16 protein-coding genes are annotated in these 18,946 nt (G+C 63.6%); 10 read left to right on the forward strand and 6 right to left on the reverse strand.

Translation table 11 applies throughout. The features are described 5' to 3' along the window. Nucleotides 1–116: 116 nt before the first annotated feature. The 4 genes from EAV90_RS04460 (at nucleotide 117) to EAV90_RS04475 (ending at nucleotide 4,090) form a co-directional block, all read left to right on the forward strand. The gene (locus EAV90_RS04460; protein WP_129142696.1) at nucleotides 117–1,565 is read left to right on the forward strand and encodes a TAXI family TRAP transporter solute-binding subunit; all 1,449 of its coding nucleotides are present in this window, start codon (nucleotides 117–119) and stop codon (nucleotides 1,563–1,565) included. Between the two features lie 239 nt (nucleotides 1,566–1,804). Beyond that, complete coding sequence (locus tag EAV90_RS04465) at nucleotides 1,805–2,023, forward strand: hypothetical protein (protein WP_122405820.1); 219 nt, start codon at nucleotides 1,805–1,807, stop codon at nucleotides 2,021–2,023. A 163-nt stretch (nucleotides 2,024–2,186) separates the two neighbouring features. After that, nucleotides 2,187–3,293 (forward strand): cyclic nucleotide-gated ion channel, encoded by a 1,107-nt coding sequence (locus EAV90_RS04470; RefSeq protein WP_129142697.1) that lies wholly within the window; start codon nucleotides 2,187–2,189, stop codon nucleotides 3,291–3,293. An 11-nt stretch (nucleotides 3,294–3,304) separates the two neighbouring features. Then, on the forward strand, nucleotides 3,305–4,090 hold the full coding sequence (locus tag EAV90_RS04475; RefSeq protein ID WP_129142698.1) for an enoyl-CoA hydratase/isomerase family protein: 786 nt from the start codon (nucleotides 3,305–3,307) through the stop codon (nucleotides 4,088–4,090). Between the two features lie 4 nt (nucleotides 4,091–4,094). Here EAV90_RS04475 and EAV90_RS04480 read toward each other — a convergent pair whose 3' ends face one another. Continuing rightward, nucleotides 4,095–4,739, reverse strand: coding sequence for a glutathione S-transferase family protein (locus tag EAV90_RS04480; protein ID WP_129142699.1), 645 nt, complete (start codon nucleotides 4,737–4,739; stop codon nucleotides 4,095–4,097). Between the two features lie 85 nt (nucleotides 4,740–4,824). Here EAV90_RS04480 and EAV90_RS04485 point away from each other — a divergent pair, with 85 nt between their 5' ends. Then, nucleotides 4,825–5,805, forward strand: coding sequence for a helix-turn-helix transcriptional regulator (locus EAV90_RS04485; protein WP_129142700.1), 981 nt, complete (start codon nucleotides 4,825–4,827; stop codon nucleotides 5,803–5,805). A 136-nt stretch (nucleotides 5,806–5,941) separates the two neighbouring features. Next, nucleotides 5,942–6,184, forward strand: coding sequence for a hypothetical protein (locus EAV90_RS04490; protein ID WP_129142701.1), 243 nt, complete (start codon nucleotides 5,942–5,944; stop codon nucleotides 6,182–6,184). A 72-nt stretch (nucleotides 6,185–6,256) separates the two neighbouring features. Here EAV90_RS04490 and EAV90_RS04495 read toward each other — a convergent pair whose 3' ends face one another. From EAV90_RS04495 to EAV90_RS04505, 3 genes are all read right to left on the reverse strand, one after another. Next, complete coding sequence (locus tag EAV90_RS04495; RefSeq protein ID WP_129142702.1) at nucleotides 6,257–7,204, reverse strand: fatty acid desaturase; 948 nt, start codon at nucleotides 7,202–7,204, stop codon at nucleotides 6,257–6,259. 15 nt (nucleotides 7,205–7,219) lie between these two features. Then, on the reverse strand, nucleotides 7,220–8,233 hold the full coding sequence (locus EAV90_RS04500) for an alpha/beta fold hydrolase (RefSeq protein ID WP_129142703.1): 1,014 nt from the start codon (nucleotides 8,231–8,233) through the stop codon (nucleotides 7,220–7,222). 160 nt (nucleotides 8,234–8,393) lie between these two features. After that, entirely contained in the window at nucleotides 8,394–9,197 is an 804-nt protein-coding gene (locus EAV90_RS04505) for an MBL fold metallo-hydrolase (RefSeq protein ID WP_129142704.1), read from the reverse strand. A gap of 184 nt (nucleotides 9,198–9,381) precedes the next feature. Here EAV90_RS04505 and EAV90_RS04510 point away from each other — a divergent pair, with 184 nt between their 5' ends. After that, nucleotides 9,382–10,581 carry an MFS transporter gene (locus EAV90_RS04510; RefSeq protein WP_122406948.1) on the forward strand — a complete coding sequence of 400 codons (1,200 nt, stop codon included), beginning with the start codon at nucleotides 9,382–9,384 and terminating at the stop codon, nucleotides 10,579–10,581. Nucleotides 10,582–10,660: 79 nt separating this feature from the next. Here EAV90_RS04510 and EAV90_RS04515 read toward each other — a convergent pair whose 3' ends face one another. Next, nucleotides 10,661–12,271 (reverse strand): acyl-CoA synthetase, encoded by a 1,611-nt coding sequence (locus EAV90_RS04515; protein WP_129142705.1) that lies wholly within the window; start codon nucleotides 12,269–12,271, stop codon nucleotides 10,661–10,663. 222 nt (nucleotides 12,272–12,493) lie between these two features. Between EAV90_RS04515 and EAV90_RS04520 the strand changes: the two genes are divergently transcribed. After that, nucleotides 12,494–13,684 (forward strand): ABC transporter substrate-binding protein, encoded by a 1,191-nt coding sequence (locus EAV90_RS04520; protein ID WP_164936795.1) that lies wholly within the window; start codon nucleotides 12,494–12,496, stop codon nucleotides 13,682–13,684. 97 nt (nucleotides 13,685–13,781) lie between these two features. Here the strand turns inward: EAV90_RS04520 and EAV90_RS04525 are convergent, their stop codons facing one another. After that, nucleotides 13,782–16,838, reverse strand: coding sequence for an ATP-binding protein (locus EAV90_RS04525; RefSeq protein WP_129142707.1), 3,057 nt, complete (start codon nucleotides 16,836–16,838; stop codon nucleotides 13,782–13,784). A gap of 279 nt (nucleotides 16,839–17,117) precedes the next feature. On the opposite strand from EAV90_RS04525, the gene EAV90_RS04530 reads away from it, so the two are divergent. Beyond that, nucleotides 17,118–17,612 carry a hypothetical protein gene (locus EAV90_RS04530; protein ID WP_129142708.1) on the forward strand — a complete coding sequence of 165 codons (495 nt, stop codon included), beginning with the start codon at nucleotides 17,118–17,120 and terminating at the stop codon, nucleotides 17,610–17,612. A 548-nt stretch (nucleotides 17,613–18,160) separates the two neighbouring features. Next, nucleotides 18,161–18,751, forward strand: a complete 591-nt coding sequence (locus tag EAV90_RS04535; RefSeq protein ID WP_129142709.1) for a pentapeptide repeat-containing protein — start codon at nucleotides 18,161–18,163, stop codon at nucleotides 18,749–18,751. The last annotated feature ends 195 nt before the right edge of the window (nucleotides 18,752–18,946 follow it).

Below are 18,946 nucleotides of genomic sequence, written 5' to 3' on the forward strand. Positions count from 1 at the left end.
CCGGCGCTATCATCGCCGCTAGAGAATATCGTTCTTTTTTCAGGCGTTTACGAATTACGGGGCGTCCGCCCATGAGCGCACTACCCGCCATCAAAGAGTAAGGCCAGAGTGCTGCCATGGGTACTGAAGGCCCCACCGCATCGCCGACCGTGCCTCCGCCCCGGCGCACCAAGGTGATCAAGACCAACCAGCAGCAGGTTTTCCTCTACGTCGTGCTGACCCTGCTGCTGTCGCTTGCCACCGTCTGGGCCGGCCGCACGCTGGTGCACAATTCGGAAACGCTCACCTTTGCCGTCGGTGGACCCAACAGCGACGAGGCACTGTTCGCGGCCAAGCTCGCTGCTCTCCTGAAGAACAACGCCTCGCGCTTCCGGATCAAGATCGTCAACAACGGCGACAACGCCAAGGCGGTCGTCCAGTTCGACCGCAGGCAGGCCGACCTCGCCGTGCTGCGCACAGATGCCAGGGTACCGCTGCGGGCGCGCACACTCGCGATCCTCGAGCACGACCTCGTGCTCCTGCTCGGTCCCGGCAACAAGAAGATCAAGTCGCTCGCCGAGCTGAAGAAGAAGAAGAAGGTCGCGGTCGTCGCCGAGAACGAAGCCTCGCTCGCCTTCGTCCGCAGCATCCTCGACGTTCCCGACGGCCCTGACGCTGCGAAGATCCAGATGGCGCCGCAGGGCACAACACTCGACAAGCTGTTTGCGCCGTCAAACGGCTTCGGCGCAGTGGTCGCCATCGTCCACGCTTCGAAGGCGGTGCGGGACAAGTCCTATGAGCAAGCCGCCAAACGCGGCGGCTTCACGCTGAACGCGATCGACGAGGCCAAGGCGCTGGCGCGCAAATTCCCGGGTATTTCCGACGAGACGCTGACAGCGGGTACATTGTCGACCTCGCCGCAAATTCCCGACGACGATCTCGACACGATCGGGCTCGAATGGCTGCTGGTCGCACAATCCAGGATGTCCCCGACCACCGCCGGCGAGCTCGCACGCACCATTTACGAGAACAAGTCCGCACTCGGACTCGACAACGGCTTTGCCACCAGGATAGAGCCAGCCTCCGTCGAGAAGGACGCCTTCGTGATCGCGCATCGGGGCGCCGCCGACTACATCAACGACGACACCAAGTCGTTCATGGATAAGTACAGCGACATGATGTATCTGGGCGCCGCCGCGCTCAGCGTCATCGGCTCGATCTTCGCGGCGATCTACGCCAAGATCACCCGCATCGCACCGGAGAAGGCCAGCGAGCTCTCGACTGCGATTCTCGATATCGGCGAGCGGATCGAGCACGCCCACTCGCTGGATCAGCTCGAATGTCTCCAAGACGAGCTGGAGGCCATCTTGCGCGGCGCCGTGATCGGCCTCAGAGACGGCACGATCAGTACCGACGGGCTCGACACCTTCAAGCTCGGCTACGAATTCGTCCGCGACGAAATCGGCATGCGCCGCGACTATCTGAAACGTCATGCCAGCGAAGCTGAAAAGACCGCGCGCGATGCCGGCCCGGCCCCGCTGGACGACAGCAATGTCGTGGTGGTGAAGACCGCCCAGAGCGCCTGATCCACCGGGCTGGGCCAACCCACCACCCTCATGTTCCGGACAAGCTGCAATGCCGAAGGCGTTGCGGCGCCGAGCCGGGACCCAGGAACCCACCACACCATGCGCTGCCATCATTACGTGCTGCGCCGCGCCCGGGGCACGGCACTGAGGCTATGATGTCCCGCCTGATCGTGAGCCGGCGGTCTGGAACCCTGCCCATCCGCAACCGTTGGCTTCCAGTTACAACCGGAGAACGCGGCATGCGTGCACTCCTGATCACCCTCCTTCTGGCAATGCTTGCGGCGGCCGGCTACTTCGCCTATTCCGCGATGGCGGTCGAAGGTGAGCCGATCCCGACTGAAGGTTATGTGGCGCTGGCGCTGGGTGCGGGGTTTTCGGTCATCGTCGGGGTCGGGCTGATGGTACTGCTGTTCTTCAGCAGCCGTCGCGGCTACGACGAGCCGCCACACTTCAGATAGCCACTCCGCCAGCGATGGTGGCACGGACCGGCAAGGCCCGGCGCAGCGGCGCCGGCAAAACGGCCTGCGCCATCGTTGACGGCCTCCGCCCGGGCGGGCACTTTGGTGTCGACGTCCCAACCGGGGCCTCGAGACTTGCCCCGAGACCGAATAGCCTTCCCGCATGTCCAAGCCGCTGATCTCCGCTCTGGCCCAGTTCACGGCCGCCACGGCCGGCCGCAACATGACCAAGGCGGCTTATGTCGCGGTGATCGTCGGCGTGCTCAGCATGGTGTTGCTGACGGACAGCCGGGCCAAAGAGGCGCGCGGCTGGGTCGACGCCCTGCTCTGGACCTGCCTCGCCTATTTCGTGTTCGAATGGCTGGTGCGGCTGCGCCACATGACGCGGCAGGGGCGTCTTTCGCTCTATGTGTCCTCCTCCGCCGGCATCGTCGACGCGATCGGGGCGCTGGCCGTGCCGGTCGCGCTTCTCCTCGGCGTTGAGCCGAAGACGGCCTGGCTGCTCAGCGTGCTCTGGGTGCTGAAGGTGGTGCCGGGCATTCCCGGCCTGCGGCAGCTGCGCCGCGTGCTGGTGCTGGAATCGGGGCCGCTGCTCAGCGTGCTCGTGATCTTCCTGATGGTGGTCTTCCTCGCTTCCGTCGCCGAATATTTCCTGGAGCGCGACGTGCAGCCGCAGACCTTCGGCAGCGTACCGGCCGCGCTGTGGTGGGCGGTGGTGACCCTGACGACGACCGGCTATGGCGACGTCGTGCCGGTCACGCCGCTAGGGCGCTTGGTGGCGGCCCTGGTGATGATCTCCGGGCTCGGCGTGTTCGGCCTCTGGACCGGTATTTTGGCGACCGGATTCGCCGCGGAGACGCGGCGCGACAATTTCCTCAAGACCTGGGAGTCCGTCAGCAAGGTACCGTTCTTCGCGACCCTGGGACCCGCGGCCATCGCCGACGTCACCCATATGCTGCGCACCATCGAGCTGCCGGCGCGCACCACGGTCATCCGCAAAGGTGCGCAAGGCGACTGCATGTATTTTATCGCCGCCGGCGAGGTCGAGGTCGATCTGCCCGGCAAGAAGGTGCAGCTCGGCGAAGGCGACTTCTTCGGCGAGATGGCGCTGCTCGGCAACAACAAGCGCGGCGCGAACGTCTCGACCACGAAAGTGTCGCGGCTTCTGGTGCTCGACCTCGTCGATTTCCGCGTGCTGATGGCGCGGCATCCCGATCTCGCCGAAACTATCGACGCGGAAGCAAAACGGCGTGCGCTCGAGAACAAGTAATGGAGACAAGAATGTCGGATACAGCCGAGACGGCATCCAGCCCCCTGCTCGAGATCACCGGCGCCCGCGCCACCATCCGCCTCAACCGGCCGAAGCATCTCAACCGGCTCCAGGCGGAGGATCTCGGCGAATTGACGAGACTGTTCGACCGGGTCGAGGCCGATCGCGACATTCGCGTGCTGGTGCTGACCGGCACCGGACGCGCCTTCTCCGCGGGCTACGATCTCAATTCGGTGGCAGAACGCGCTGTCAGCGCCAGCGAGCAGCAGAGCGCGGGCTCGGCCTTCGAGGTGGTCGTCAACCGGCTCGAGGATCTCGGCGTGCCGACGATCTGCCGGCTCAATGGTGGCGTCTATGGCGGCTCGACCGACCTCGCGCTCGCCTGCGATTTCCGCATTGGCGTCGATACCGCGGAAATGTTCATGCCGGCGGCGCGGCTTGGGCTGCACTATTACCCGAGCGGTATCAAACGCTACGTGACCCGCCTCGGCGTGGACAATGCGAAGAAGCTGTTCCTGACCGCACAAAAGATCAGCGCCCCGGAGATGCTGCGCATCGGCTATCTCACCGCGATGGTGCCGGTGGAATTCCTGGACGAGGAGGTCGACAAGCTCGCTGGCCTCCTCGCCGGCAACGCGCCGCAGGCGATGCGCGGCATGAAACGCGCGATCAACGAGTTCGCCCGCGGTGAGCTCGATGAGGAAGCCGCCGACCAGCGCCACCGCGACAGCATGCGCGGCGAGGAGATCAAGGAAGGCATCAAGGCGTTTGCCGAGAAGCGGGCGCCGCGGTTTTGAACTCTCATCCACCCGCCGCAGCGGCATGCTGGGCCGCCATCTCGGCGTCGGCGGCGGTGACGCGCTGGAACGCCGGCCGCGCGGTCATGCGCTCGGCATATCTTACGAAGACGTCCTTCTTCGGGACGATGCCGAACATCATGGTCCAACTGAAGGCGACGCCCCACAAGATATCGGCCGCCGTCATACGCTCGCCGAGCAGATAGGGTCCTTTCGCCAGCTGGGCCTCGAGCGCACCCAGCATGGTGTCGTAATCGGCATAGGGCGATTGCGTGATCGGCGCCGGCTCGCGCTGCATGAACTTGTCGATCAGGGCCGGCTCGAACGACGATCCGTAATAGGCGATCCAGCGCAGATAAGGCCCGCGCAGCGGATCGTTCAGGGCGGGCGTCAGCCCAGCCTGCGGGAACAGATCGGCGAGATAGATGGTGATGGCGACCTGCTCCGTCACCAGCGCCTCGCCGTGGCGGATCGCCGGCACCTTGCCGAGCGGATTGATGGCGAGATAGGCGGGCTTGCGCTGCTCGCCGGCCTTCATGTTGAGAATATGGAGATCGTAAGGTGCTCCCAGCTCCTCCAGCAGCACCCGCGTGCCGGTGGCGCGCGTCTGCGGCGAATAGAACAGGGTGACGCGGATCGGATCGGTCATGGCAGTCTCCATCTGGCCGGCTGGCGATGGGCTGCTTCTAGCGAACCATACCTGACATTCTCTGTCAGGTATGGTTTAAGGCATCATGCGCGCGAGCCGGATGCTGTCGATCCTCACCACACTCCAGGCCAGGGGGCGGGTCACCGCGCCCGAGCTCGCGGAAGCCTGCGAAGTCTCGGTGCGCACGATCTATCGCGACATTGACGCGCTCGCCGCGTCCGGCGTTCCCGTTTACGCCGACCGCGGCGCGGAAGGCGGCTATCGCCTGCTCGACGGCTATCGCGTGCGGCTGAACGGGCTGTCGCAGAGCGAGGCCGGCGCGCTGTTCCTGGCGGGATTGCCAGGCCCGGCCGCGGCGCTCGGGCTCGATGCCGCGATGATCGCCGCCCAGAACAAGCTGATGGCCGCCCTGCCTCCGAATTTGCGCGAGGATGCCGGGCGGATGCAGGAGCGTTTCCACCTCGATGCGCCAGGCTGGTTCGGCGAAGCGGAAGACCCGAAGCACCTGCGCACCATCGCCGGCGCGGTGCTGCGCGGGACGCTGATCAGGATCCGCTACCAGAGCTGGCGCGCGGAGAAGCAGCGCCGCGTCGCCCCGCTCGGCCTCGTGCTGAAAGGCGGCAGCTGGTATCTCGCCGGGCAAGTCGACGGCAGCGTGCGCACCTATCGCGTCGCACGCGTGCTCGACTGCACGGCGCTCGACGACCGCTTCGACCGCCCCGCCGATTTCGATCTCGCCGCCTATTGGCAGGCCGCGACACTTCGCCTCGAGGCCGAGATGCATCCCAATGTCGCGATCGTCCGGCTGTCGCCATTCGGCGTCAAGCTGCTCGACGCGCTGAGCCAGCCCTACGTCAAGGCGCGCACGCAGCTCGAAGAGACGGCCGACGCAGACGGCTGGCGCATTGCGCGACTGCCGGTCGGCAAGACGTCGTGGCACGCCGCAGCCGAATTGCTGCGGCTCGGGCCCGAGGCCGAGGTGCTGGAACCCGCCGATCTCCGCGACAAGATGGCCGAGCTGACACAGGCGATGGCTGTGCGCTATCGCGCGGTACGAAGAGCCTGACAGCGGCACATTTGCCGCAGCCGACGAAACAATCCTGAAACACGATTCTTCCCTCGCGCCATGAACGAGTTCGCGGCTCGCGCCGACGCAGACGCAGGGACACAACAACGGCCTCGCGCCAAACTGGAGAATGAAGATGTTTCGTAAGCTCGCTCTTGGTCTGATCGCTGCCGGCTCGCTCGGCGCTGCCGCTCTCGCGCCCACCGCCGCTTCGGCTCACGGCTTCCATCACTGGGGTCATGGCTGGGGCCCGGGCTGGGGCTATGGCGGCATCTACGTCAACACCGGCGTCAGCAACTGCTACCAGGAGCGCGTCGTCCGGACCCGCCACGGCCTGCGCGTGCGCGTCGTGAATGTCTGCCCCTACGGGATCTACTGATAACTCGCGTTCACGACAAAGCTCCGGTCGCATTGCGGCCGGAGTTTTGCGTTCGTTCAAGCGATTTTGGTGTCAGCCGGCCTGCCGCTGCCGGCGAAACCACGCCCAGGTCTCGCGCGTCGTCCTGATGTAGCCGCGCCCGCGATGGAAGATCTCGCCGTCGACGATCTCGTTCAGTTTCGGCAATGCGTGAAAGGGAATCGAGGGATAGGCGTGATGCTCGACATGATAGGGCATGTTCCACGCGAACCATTTGACGATGGCAGCGGTATAGGTGGTGCGGGTGTTCTGGAAGGCGCTGCGGGTACGATCGCAACCGGTGTGCTCGGCCAAGAGATAGGGCCGCAGGAAGAATTGCCCGATGACCAGCGGAACGACCCAGACCATGAGCAGCAGCGCGGAGGAGAACCACAGCGAGAGCGCGAGCAGCAGAACATAGAGGGCGGCATAGACGCGCGCTTCGGTCACGATAATGGCGCGCTTGTTCTCGGGGATCCAGGGCACCGTGACCTTGCCGGTGACGGCATGGCCGAGCATCAGCCGGAGGCGCCCCGCAACCTGGAGCAAGCCGCTATAGGCGATCACGATCTGGGTGTCGGATTTCGGCTTCACGCCGACGATCAGCTCCGGGTCCCTCTCGGGATCCTGGGTGTAGCGATGATGGTCCCAGTGGAACAAGCAGTAATATTCGTAAGGTTGCCCGATGATGAAGGCCGAGAGATAGCCGACCGTGAGATTGAGGCCGCGGCTCTTGAACGCGGTCTTGTGCGCGGTCTCGTGCACCGCCATGAACAGGAAGGCGACGAAATAGCCCTGTATTACCATCAGCGGCAGCGCCCAAAGGACGCCATAGCTCGAGCTGACTTTCCAGATCAACGACCCGACCAGAATGACCACGCCGTAATGGCAAAGGCTGCGCACCGCGCCCTGGAAATTGGAGCGGGCCGACAGTTCGCGCAGCATCGCCGGGCTCAGCGGCTTCAGGCGATGGCCGGACTCGGAAACGGTTGCGTCAGTCATGATCGGGTGCCTGTCTTACTTGCGGAGGAGCCCGGCGATCTCGGCCTTGATGAAGACCTGGTCGCGGGGATTGTTGACGGGATTGCCGGCGCGATGGCCGTGCAGCGATGGGATCGGATGCAGCACGGCTGACTTTGCATTGATCAGCTTGCCGAGTTCGTCCTCGTTGTCGCGGACGTCGAAATAGCGATCGGTCGCGCCCGGCATCAGCAGCATATGCGCCTTGATCGCGGCGAGCGCACGATCGAGATCGCCGCCGAAGGCCGAGCACCGGCTGATGTCGCCGCGCTGCCAGATGCCGATCTGCGCCAGGAGATCGTTGGCATCGCGCCGCGCGAAAGTCGCATCCCAGGCGCGGACGAGATAGTCCTCGAGCGAGGTGAAGCCGGCCTCGCGCCAGAGCTCGTCGCGATAGAAGCCGTGCGACATCGCCCAGCCGGCATAGACGCGTCCCATGGCGCGATAGCCGGCGACGGGCCTTTCGACGAACCGGCCGTCCCGGAAAGCGGGATCGCCGGTCAAGGCGGCCTTCACGCTTTCCAGGAAGACGTAGTTGTAGGGCGCGCAACGCGCGCTGCCGCAGACGACCGCGGCACGCGCGACCATATCAGGATGCAGTGCCGCCCAGTGATAGGCCTGCATGCCGCCCATCGACCAGCCATACACCAGCGCGAGCTTTGTGATGCCGAAGCGCTCGGCGAGAAGGCGATGCTGAACGGCGATGGCGTCGTGAAAGCTGAGTTCGGGGAACGGCGCGGCGGAGTTCGACGGCGAGGATGACAGGCCGTTGCCGAACAGATTCGGGATGACGATGAAATAGCGCGAGGGATCGAGCACGCCGTCAGGCCCGATCAGCCACTCGGTGTCGAAGTGCTGCGCGCTGAACGAGGTCGGATAGAGGATGACGTTGTCTCTGGCCGGGCTGAGCGTTCCGTAGGTCTTGTAGGCGAGCTTCAGCTTCGGAAAGACGACGCCGGATTGGAGCACGACGTTGCCGGCCTCGAAGATCTCATAATCGCGCTCAGCCATTGTGCGTCCCACTCTCGCTCGCGGCCCCCACGACGCGACGCGGCAGCGGCGATGCATCGATCATGCCAGCAGCAGACGCGCCATTGCGTCACACTCAATAACTGTACTTATAGTACATTTATTATGGACCGGCAAGACAAATCCGATCGGGCGCCGGGTCTCAGGCGATGGCCGCGATATATCGCGCCACCGATGCCGCGAACGCGGCCTTGGCAGCGCTGGCGATGTTGCGTCCCCACCAGGCGCCATAGATGCGATCGAAGGCGAGCGGCTCGACGGCAGCAGCGATCCGCCGCACCGCGGCTGCGTTGAGCGGCATGTAGTTTGGATAGGAGTACATGAAGCTGACGAAGCGGCGGTCCATCGTCACCTGCGCGATGTCCCCGGTGAGCAGAGCGCCCGCGCCGTCCGTACCGCGTGCCCAGTGCAGCATGGTGGCGCCGGCGAAATGGCCGCCGGTGCGCAGCAGCAGCACGTCATCGGAGATGCGATGCTGATCGCCGGTCCAGTGCACGATCGACGGATGTGGACGCGTCACCCATTGGCCATCGTCCGCGTGCAGATAGACCGGCACGCCGCCGAAGGCATCGCTCCAGTCGGCGAGCGCACCATAATAATGCGGATGCGAGATCGCGATCGCTTTCAACCCGCCGAGCGAGCGGACGTGAGCGATCGCCTCCGGCGTCGCCAGCGGCACGCAGTCCCACATCATGCATCCATCCGCCTGCGGCACCAGCAGCGCGCGCTGGCCGATGGCGAAACTCGGCTCGAGGGCGAGACCGGTGAGGCCGAGATCGTCGCGCCAGACGACGCGGTGACGTTCGGCCACCGTCTCGCGCGTCATGAAGGTCTGCCCCTTCCAGTTCACATATTGGCGTTCGTCCTCGCAGATCGGACAGGATGCGGGCGGATGTCCGCCATCCGGAAATTGCGCGCCGCAGGTTTCGCAGGTCCAGAGTGGCATGGCCGTAGTCCTATTGAGACCGTCGCAAGTATGACATGACGTCGCGGGGCCGCGATCGCAAGGGCGATCGGAACCAACGTGATGAGCGCAGGTTAGGTTCTGGTCCGCCCGGGCACCTATGAGCCCGCAGTCTCCGCCTCATGCGAGATCCCAGTCGATCGGCAACATTGCGTTGAGCGTCTCGATGACATCGCGCCCTTCACCGTCTCGTATCTGGCCCCTGTTCGCGCTCAACTTCTTCATGGCCGACATGCAGTCCGGCATCGGACCGTTCGTCGGCGTCTTCCTGCAGGAGCGCGGCTGGGCCAGCGGGTTGATCGGCACCGCAATGACGATTGGCAACGTTGCGGGCATGCTGATCACCACTCCTATCGGCGGCTTCATCGATTCCAGCCGCAACAAGCGCATGTGGGTCGTCATCCCCGGCATCTGCGTGGTTCTTGCCTCCGCGATCATCCTGATCTCGCAAAACTTCTGGGCCGTCACCTTTTCCCAGGTCGCGCAATCGCTGGCGAGTGCGGCGATCGTGCCGGCGGTGACGGGTATCACGCTCGGCATCGCCAAGCAGAAGGGCTTCAACGCGCTCAACGGCCGCAACCAGGCGTACAACCACGCCGGCAACATGGTCGGCGCCGCGTTGTCGGGCTATCTCGGCTACAAGTTCGGGTATGTCGCCGTGTTCCTGCTGGCCGCCATATTCGGCGCCATCGCGATCGCCTGCGTGCTGATGATTCCAGCCCAGGCGATCGATGATCGCGCCGCGCGCGGCAGCAAGGAGGACGATTCCAAAGCTCCGCCGGATGCGCTCACGATGCTGCTCAAGCACAAGCCGCTACTCGTGCTGGCGCTGACACTCGCGCTGTTCCATCTCGGCAACGCCGCCATCGTGCCGCTCTATGGACTTGCGGCCGTGGCCGACGGCCAGGCCAACGGCCCGAGCTTCGTCGCAACCACCATCGTGATCGCACAGGGCATGATGATCGTGACCTCGCTGATCGCGATGAAGGCGGCGAGCAAGCGCAATTACTGGCCGGTGATCCTGGTCTCCTTCATGTTCTTACCCGTCCGCGGCGTGCTTGCCTTCTTCGTCACGGGATGGTGGGGTGTCGTGCCGATGCAGGTGCTCGACGGCATCGGCACCGGACTGCAAACTGTCGCCGTCCCCGGCATGGTCGCGCGCTCGCTCAACGGCACCGGCCGCATCAATCTCGGCCAGGGCGCCGTGATCACGGTGCAGGGCGTCGGCGCGAGCCTCAGTCCCGCACTCGGCGGCTGGATCGCGCAATGGATCGGCTACGGCCCGACCTTCCTGCTGCTCGGCGGCTTCGGCCTCGCGTCTATGGCGCTGTGGCTGGCCTTTGGCGCCGCGGTGAAGAAGTATTGAGGGCCGCAACGCGGAGAAGATTGGGTTCCCGCAACCTCCTCCTCTCAGTCATCGCGAGCGCCGCGAAGCAATCCAGCCCTCAGCCAAAATTCTTCTGGATCGCCCTGTCGAGCGTCTCGCCGCCAACGAAGCGCTGGCGCAGCTCGCGCTTGAGCAGCTTGCCGCTCGGGTTCTTCGGCAGGCTATCCACGAAGATGACGCGCTTGGGCACCTTGAAATGCGCCATCTGGCCGGCGCAGTGCTTGATCACGGTGTCTTCGTCCAGCGCCTCGCCGCTCTTGACCACGACGATCGCGGTCACCGCCTCGGTCCAGCGCGGATCAGGCAGGCCGACGACGGCGACTTCGGAGACGGCGGGGATGCGGTAGACCATCTCCTCGACCTCGCGGCTCGCGACGTTCTCGCCACCGGTCTTGATCATGTCCTTGACGCGGTCGACCACGGTGATGTGGCCCTCCTCGTCGACGGTGGCGAGATCGCCGGAGTGAAACCAGCCGCCGGAGAAGGCCGCCGCGGTCTTCACGGGATCGTTGTAATAGCCGGACAGCAGGTGCGGCGAACGGTGCACGATCTCGCCGACCTCGCCGATCTTCACGTCCTCCATCGCCGTGTTGACCACGCGCGTCTCGACATTGAGAACGGGCTTGCCGGCCGAGCCGGCCTTGCGCAGCTGATCCTCCGGCCGCAGCACGGTCGCGAGCGGCGCGATCTCGGTCTGGCCGTAGAAATTCCAGAACTTGACGTTGGGCAGGCGGCGCTGCAGCTCGAGCAGCACCTCCACCGGCATGATCGAGGCTCCGTAATAGCCTTTCTGCAAGGTGGACAGATCGGTCTTGTCGAAGTTCGGCGAGCGCAGCATCGCGATCCAGATCGTCGGCGGCGCGAAGAACGAGGTGATCTTGTGTGCCTGGATCAGCGCCAGAATGTTGTCGGCCGTCGGCTTGCCCGTGATCACGCCGGAGGCACCGAGATAGATTTGCGGTCCCAGGAACACATCGAGCTGGGCGCAGTGATACAGCGGCAGCGCGTGCAGGAACTTGTCCTCCACGCTCATGCCGCCATCGATGATGCAGCTGACATACTGCCACATCACGGCTTCATGGGTCAGCATCGCGCCCTTGGGCAGTGATTCCGTGCCGCTGGTGTAGACGATCTGCGCGAGATCGCGGCTGTCGACGGAAGCGTCCAGGAAGGAGCCGTCGGCGTCGAGGAGATCGTCGAAGGTGGTGAGGCCCGCAGGCGCCGTGGCCGGATCCTCGCCGGGCAGCCAGATCATCTTCTCGACCGCGCAATCCTTGGCGCTGGCCGCGCGTCCGGGCTCGACGAAATCGGGTCCGGTCGCGAGCAGCTTGGCGCCGGAGCTCTTCAGGATGAAATTGATCTCGTCCGGATTGAGCATGAAGTTGATCGGCACCAGCACCGCGCCGATCCGCGCCACGGCGAAGCGTAGCGCGGCGAAGGCGTGCGAATTGCGCGAGAGCACGGCGAGGCGGTCGCCCTTCCTGACGCCGAGTCCCAGCAGGCCGCGGCCGAGGCGGTTGCAGATCGCATCCATCTCGGCAAAGCTCCAGCTGACATTGCCGCAGCTCACCGCGAGCTTGTTCGGCTCCCGGCCCGCCGAGCGGCGCAGGAGGTCGCCGATGGAATGCTCGCGCGCTTTCGAGATGGTGGCTGCGGTGTCGCCGGTCATGTCCTTCCCCCTGAATCTTTACCCTGCGTGAATGGTGGCATGAGCATCCGCCGGCCCACCGCATTCAAGCGTTTTGTGTTTGCGCAAACGTAGTCGGCACGATTGGCTGCGTCAAATTAGCCGGCCCGCGCGGCGCCAGCACGCAAGAATTGACACTCCGGAGCAGCAAATCTGGATTCGTGCACCAACCATAATATCAGGGGGAATACCATGTGCCGGACTATGTGCGCCGCATTTGCGGCCGCACTCGCTGCGTTTGCCATCTGCCCTTCTCATGCCCAGCAGGCGCCGCTCAAGATCGGGGTGCTCTCCGACTTCTCATCCGTCTATTCCGACATCGGCGGCATGGGGAACGTCGAGGCCACCAAAATGGCGATTGAGGATTTTGGCGGTCAGATGTTCGGCAAGCCGATCGAGATGATCAGTGCCGACGTGCTCAACAAGCCCGACGTCGCCTCCACCATCGCCCGCAAATGGTGGGAGACCGAAGGCGTCGACATGATCATCGACCTGCCGACCTCGGCCACTGCGCTCGCGGTGATGGAGCTGTCGAGGCAGTACGAGAAGATCATGATCGTGACGGATGCGGCGAGCTCCGATATCACCGGAAAATCCTGCTCGCCCTACACCGCGCATTGGACCTACGACACCTATGCCAACGCGCACACGGTCGGCAGCGCCATCGTCAAGAATGGCGGCGATACCTGGTTCTTCCTCACCGCCGATTACGTGTTCGGCCATTCGGTCGAGCGCGACACAGGTGACGTCGTGAAGGCCTCCGGCGGCAAGGTGCTAGGCAGTGTCAAGCATCCGCTCAACACGGCGGATTTCTCCTCGTTCCTGCTTCAGGCCCAGGCGTCCAAGGCCAAGATCATCGGGCTGGCGAATGGCGGCGGCGACACTATCAACGCGATCAAGCAGGCCGGCGAGTTCGGTATCGTCGCCGGCGGCCAGAACCTGGCTGCGATCGTGATGTTCATCTCCGACGTGCACAGCCTTGGCTTAAAGCTGGCGCAAGGCCTGATCATCACCGAGGCCTATTACTGGGACCTCAACGACAAGACCCGCGCCTTCGGCAAGCGCTTCCTGGAGCGCGTCAAGCGCATGCCGACCATGAATCAGGCCGCGACCTACAGTGCAACGCTACACTACCTCAAGGCCGTGCAGGCCGCCGGCACCAAGGACGCCAAGACGGTGATGGCCAAGATGCGCGCGCTGCCGGTAAGGGATGCCTTCACCGACGACGGCGTGCTGCGCGAGGACGGCCGCATGGTGCACAGCATGTACCTGTTCCAGGTGAAGAAGCCCGAGGAATCGAAGGGCCCGTGGGATTACTACAAGCTTCTCGCCGAAGTCCCGGCCGACCAGGCGTTCCGGCCGCTGAAGGATGGCGGCTGCCCGCTCGTGAAGTGAGGCTCGCGGGGACGTACAACCGGTCGATCGGCCTCAATTCGCTCGCAGCGGCGCTGAGGTCGGCCGCAGCAGCATCGCGGACCGGCCCGAGGCAGAGTCAGGTGAACTCGTCGCCGCTCGCCAGCATCGCGCTCAGCATCGCTTCGGCCTTGTGCTTCAGCGGCAGCGCGCCGCTGTCGGAGGCGAGCGCGATGGCGGCGCGCAGAGCGACAAAGATAGCGGCCTTGTTCGCCGCATCCGATGGCGGGGTCACGATGGCTTCGCCGAACAGGGCTTCGGCCTCGAGGCCCGAAAACCCCTGCTGACAGGCGGTGTTGCGGGCCTCGCGCAGCATGTTCTGCGCGGCCCTGATATCGCCGAGGCGGTGGGTGACGAGCGCAAGATAGATCGAGCTGCGCAGCACCGCCGAGGTATAGCCGACCGCCCTCGCCTCCTCACGCGCCTCGGTCAGCATGCCGCGCGCCCGCTCCAACAGCCCCTGCTCCAGATAGGCGATGCCGAGATGGCAGGCGAGCACCGGCACGAACAGCCGGATGCCGTGCTTCTGCGCCAGGACAAAACCGTCTTCGAGAATGGCGGCGGCGGCCGCCGGATCGTTCTGCCCGAGCTTCAGCCAACCGCCGCTATAGGCGGCGGCGACGCGGTCGTAGGGGCGGCCGGTCTCCTCGGCGATCGTGGCGGCTTCGCGCTGGAGCTGCTCGGCGGCGTCGAGCTGGCCCATGACGGTGTGGGTGAAGCTCTTCATCATGCAGCAGAGGAGGAGTGTGTATTTCGGGGGCGTGGCGAAAGGCGCACTCGCTTCCATCCCCAAGAGATGACTACGGGCCCGTGCGAAGGTCTGCTCTGCCTCGCGATAGCGCCCGGCAAGAAAGTACGCTTGGCCGAGATTGTATAGGGCGAGGTTGCGCCACCCCGGATTACCTGTTTCCTCGGCAAGACCAACAACTTCCTCACCGAGAGCAACAGCTTCGGTGGGCGTCCCGTAGAAGTTCTGCCCGCCGGCCATGACTGTCATGGCGGCAACCTTCCTACCGACGTCTTCGATCTCGTTGGCCCTGCGGTCGGCCTCCTTTCCCAGCTCGACCCACTCGGCAATCCGGCCGGACCAGATGAAAGCCATGCGCGCTTCCATCCGAAGATCGATGGCATTCATCTCACGCGAACGCGTTATCGGGGTTTTGTCGAGCGCACTCATCGCCGTCTGGAAATAGTCGACCGCATCAGCATATGCCGAACGCAAAAGACACTTTTGTGCGGCGCTTCTCCCGTAGCTGAACGCCTTCGGCCAGTCCTTGGCACGTACCGCATGGTAACTGAGGGAGTCGGGATCATCTCTCCACGTACCGTCGCTCTCGAAAGCCGCGAGAACGCGCGCATGTATGCTCTCGCGTACCTTTTCGACCATCGATTCATACGTAACTTGGCGGACCATTTCATGCCGAAACTCAAGCGAGTTCTCGAGGTCGCTATCGATCCGAACGAGAAGCTCAGCGCGGTCGAGCGCCGCAAGGCAATCTTGGAAGGCGCTTTCAGGCAACTCCGAGACCTTCTGCACGACCGCTTCGTTCGATCGCGGCCCCAATGCGGCAGCCACTTGCAAGACGAGGCGCTCCTGTCTCGACACGCGATCCAGCCGCGCTGCAATCACGCCTTGGATGCTCGCGGGGATACCCAGCTCTTCAATCGGCCGAACGAGAGCCAGATCGCCCCACTGACCGCGCAGCGTACCGTTATCTTTCAGGCCCCGGCAGACCTCCTCGATGAATAGCGGGACGTTTGCCGTGTGAGAAATGATCCGGTTCTTCAAGTCGCCATTTGTCGCTGATGTGCCAAGCATGTCGGTCAGCATCGCCAATCCTGAATCATCGTCCAATGGACGCATCGCAATGACCTCGGCACGACAACGCGCGATCCATTCCGGCATTCCGTTCGGTCGGCTCGTCAGGAACACGAACAGATTGGGAGTCTGGAGCGACGCAATCGCCGCAATAACGTTGTCGCTGGCTCGATCGACCCAGTGTAAGTCCTCTATGAGCAGAATGGCGCTCTTTCCACGGACCACGCTTTCCACGATCGCGCAACTTGCCTCGGAAATCGCGCGACCACGCGCGTAAGGCTCCAATTCGCTCCAGCGCGGATCGGAAATGGGCAAATCCAGCACTGCATCGATTGCAAGCCGATGCACCGCCGACAAATCCTCTCGAGGATCTCCACGGCGATCGCAGTCCTTTGCGACGGCCTCGAGAATAGAAAGCACCAGACGCTTCAAGGTGCTGAATGGCGCCCCCTGAAGGTTAGGGCTGCATTCGGCGTCGACCAGCAGCCAACCATCGGTCCGAAGATCCTGCACAAACTCGTGTGCAAGCCGCGATTTTCCAATGCCGGCGTCGCCCATCAGCAGAACGGTCTGCCGACTCGTCGGAACCCTTTCCGCGGCACGCCAGAGCAGCGCCCGCTCCATCGTCCGATCAACGAACCGGGAAACGCTACGCGCACGCCGCACCCGCCAACTCGAAAGATCGCTCGCTCCAACAATGCGATACACAGGCAGGGCTTCGCTGAAGCCACGCAGGCTCTTGCGACCAAGAAAATCAAAGCGGACGTGCCCGTCTGCTAGCTTCTGGCAGGCTTCCGACACATAGATCTGGTTTGCCTCAGCCGCCGACTCCAGCCGCGCGGCCAAATGCTGGGCTGCGCCACCGATCTCATAAACCTTGGAAAACTCGCTGGAGACCATGTAGGCCACCACATGGCCCGAGTGGAGGCCGACGCGGACCTGAAGTCCGGGATCGCCAAGGCTGCCTACACGCCGGACCAGCTCGATGGCCGCGTGGCAGGCCAAGGGTGCATGGTTGTCGTCGGCGATCGGGGCGCCAAAGACCGCCGCCAGCCCGTCCCCCAACTCCTTGCTGACAATTCCGCCAAACTGACGTACCGCGGCCCTCATCGCTGCCAGCGCCGGCTCAAGGCGCGAGACGGCCTCCTCCGGCTCCAATTCGGCAACAAGACCCGTGGAATCCACGACATCAGCTCGCAGGATCGTCACAAAACGACGTTCGCTATCGGGATCGACCTGCTTGCGCACTGCGGCCCCGCATTTGGAGCACCAGCTATCGTCCGGATCGATCGCCGACTGACATGCGAAGCAATGCATCCCTGCGCCTCAAGGGTCGCGGTCCTTCTGTCGACCAGAATCCACCGGCAACTTTCGACAACAATACCTATCAAGAACCGCTTAGCAATCGCGCTCGCTCCTCAGTCAGCCGGCACGGTGCGGTTGGCGATCTGGACGAAGCACAGTCCTGAGTGGTAGCGTAAACAATCCCAGCAAAGATGGGGCACATTTTCGACGGCGTGAGGTCGGCCAGACTGATCAGCGTTGCCGGAGTTGTATGTATATTCGCAAAGCCAAGGAAATATTGAGGGAAAGGCGATGGGCTCGAGAACTTACACCGGGGCTTCATTCAAGGATTTGATGAACGACAATTATTTCCCGCTGGAAAACATGCAGCGGAGCGTGGACATTCTGAAGGCGTCGCCGGATATTCATCTGCCGACCCTCGAGTATGGCCAATACCACCTGATCCTGACGCCGGCCGACAGATGGCCGGATGGGAGTGCTGCGTATTGGCACAAGGAGAAGGGTTGGGCTCGCGTCGATCTCAGCACCCAGCCGAACTGCACGCCGCTCTCCAACGACGAGCCCGGCGTCATTCCGCTGACTCGCTGCGATCTGCTCGATGCCAGCGTCCGCAAATGCTTCAACTCCGAGCCGCCGATCCCGATGAAGACGAACATCATCACGCATGCAGCCGGCGATGCGTTTGCGCACCGACACGAGATCCGGCTCAAGTGGGAATATGCCAACGGCGAGGACAAGGCGCCAACCCTGCTCTATCTGACGATGGTCTGCCCGTACAGGGACTGATCTTTCGCCGTCTTCGGCTTTGATCAAGGGTCACAGCAATCGCATCTCGCACGCTCCGGCCCCACGGAGTAAAGACGCCGCCGTCAGCTCCGTGTCGGTCAAGCGCTGTCGCCACAACTGCATCGTTGAATGGTGAGCTCGCTGCTCTTGATCGGTGCTGTCGACGTGCGGCCCTTGATCTTGGGGCCCTCGAAGACGTGGGTCGGCTGGAACGCCGCGCAATTTTGCGGAGTTCGTCGAGGGCGGAAAGACGATCAAGTTTCAGCCTGATAGCTTGGTGTGCGGGGAAGCACCCCCGAAGCTGGTCGGGACCGAAAGGCAATCAGGGACTTTTGAGAGCGGCCGAATCTGAAGATGGAAATGGCCCGCTTCGCGCGCGCCATTTCCGTATCGGGGCGGCGCAAATACCAATACCGGCATTCGCTTCAAGTTGCGATCAGATCGAGGCACCTCCCGCGTCACGAACGCAGTGAACCTCCTTCAAGCCATTGATCTTTCGCAATCGCTCCCGGATCGAACGAAAACGTCAGATCGCGCGACAGAGGTGCATGGTTAGATCTGATGATCCCAATGATTTGCCTGAAGAGGATGATCCTCTGGACCGCACGGTGCGCCTGCCGCCCAACGACTGCTCTCTGGCCAGGACGGTGCAGCAGGGCCGCGACATGATGTTCGCGCAGCTCGCTGGCGTCGACATGACCGAAGCGAACTTTTACTGGGCGATGTTTCACGATGCGATGCTCGAAGGCGCCATTTTGGCGCGTTGCGATCTGCGCGGCGCGACCTTCAATGACGCCAATCTGCGCCGAGCCGACCTTCGCGGTGCCAATTGTGGGCTCGACAATCTGGGCGGTTCGACCGATTTCATTGGAGCTGACCTGTCAGGTGCCGACTTGCGTCAGGCCAATATCGGCGGTGCGGATTTCACCAACGCGAAGTTGGTCGGCGCCGATCTTTCCGGTGCCAATGCCGTCAGCGAGTTGCCTAACTGGCGTCTCACATGGTTCGGGGGCGCCGATTTGACGGGTGCACGTCTTGCCGGGGCAAGGCTGAGCGGCGCGACATACGATGATCGCACTGTCTTTCCCCGCGGGTTCAATCCGAACGAGGCCGGAATGATTCTATTCATCGGCCGATAGATGAATGTGGTGGATGTAACCGCCTTCGGGAATTGCGGGAGCTGCACATTCGATTGAGCGACCAGAAGTCCGCACCGCTGCAACGTCTCGCCGAGCCGAGCCTGCCGAACGGCCCTGCAATAATCTCCGCCCAAACAAAAAATGGCCCGCATCAAGCGGGCCATTTTCGCATCGGATCCGGTGAAATCCGAATTT

Source organism: Bradyrhizobium vignae (genome assembly GCF_004114425.1).
GTDB classification, from domain to species: domain Bacteria; phylum Pseudomonadota; class Alphaproteobacteria; order Rhizobiales; family Xanthobacteraceae; genus Bradyrhizobium; species Bradyrhizobium vignae.

Coding starts and splice junctions, on each gene's coding strand:
- EAV90_RS04490 (WP_129142701.1), top strand. CDS start 5,942: ATGTTTCGTAAGCTCGCTCTTGGTCTGATCGCTGCCGGCTCGCTCGGC.
- EAV90_RS04525 (WP_129142707.1), bottom strand. CDS start 16,838: ATGCATTGCTTCGCATGTCAGTCGGCGATCGATCCGGACGATAGCTGG.
- EAV90_RS04485 (WP_129142700.1), top strand. CDS start 4,825: ATGCGCGCGAGCCGGATGCTGTCGATCCTCACCACACTCCAGGCCAGG.
- EAV90_RS04535 (WP_129142709.1), top strand. CDS start 18,161: ATGGTTAGATCTGATGATCCCAATGATTTGCCTGAAGAGGATGATCCT.
- EAV90_RS04520 (WP_164936795.1), top strand. CDS start 12,494: ATGTGCGCCGCATTTGCGGCCGCACTCGCTGCGTTTGCCATCTGCCCT.
- EAV90_RS04495 (WP_129142702.1), bottom strand. CDS start 7,204: ATGACTGACGCAACCGTTTCCGAGTCCGGCCATCGCCTGAAGCCGCTG.
- EAV90_RS04500 (WP_129142703.1), bottom strand. CDS start 8,233: ATGGCTGAGCGCGATTATGAGATCTTCGAGGCCGGCAACGTCGTGCTC.
- EAV90_RS04465 (WP_122405820.1), top strand. CDS start 1,805: ATGCGTGCACTCCTGATCACCCTCCTTCTGGCAATGCTTGCGGCGGCC.
- EAV90_RS04515 (WP_129142705.1), bottom strand. CDS start 12,271: ATGACCGGCGACACCGCAGCCACCATCTCGAAAGCGCGCGAGCATTCC.
- EAV90_RS04475 (WP_129142698.1), top strand. CDS start 3,305: ATGTCGGATACAGCCGAGACGGCATCCAGCCCCCTGCTCGAGATCACC.
- EAV90_RS04480 (WP_129142699.1), bottom strand. CDS start 4,739: ATGACCGATCCGATCCGCGTCACCCTGTTCTATTCGCCGCAGACGCGC.
- EAV90_RS04460 (WP_129142696.1), top strand. CDS start 117: ATGGGTACTGAAGGCCCCACCGCATCGCCGACCGTGCCTCCGCCCCGG.
- EAV90_RS04530 (WP_129142708.1), top strand. CDS start 17,118: ATGGGCTCGAGAACTTACACCGGGGCTTCATTCAAGGATTTGATGAAC.
- EAV90_RS04510 (WP_122406948.1), top strand. CDS start 9,382: ATGACATCGCGCCCTTCACCGTCTCGTATCTGGCCCCTGTTCGCGCTC.
- EAV90_RS04470 (WP_129142697.1), top strand. CDS start 2,187: ATGTCCAAGCCGCTGATCTCCGCTCTGGCCCAGTTCACGGCCGCCACG.
- EAV90_RS04505 (WP_129142704.1), bottom strand. CDS start 9,197: ATGCCACTCTGGACCTGCGAAACCTGCGGCGCGCAATTTCCGGATGGC.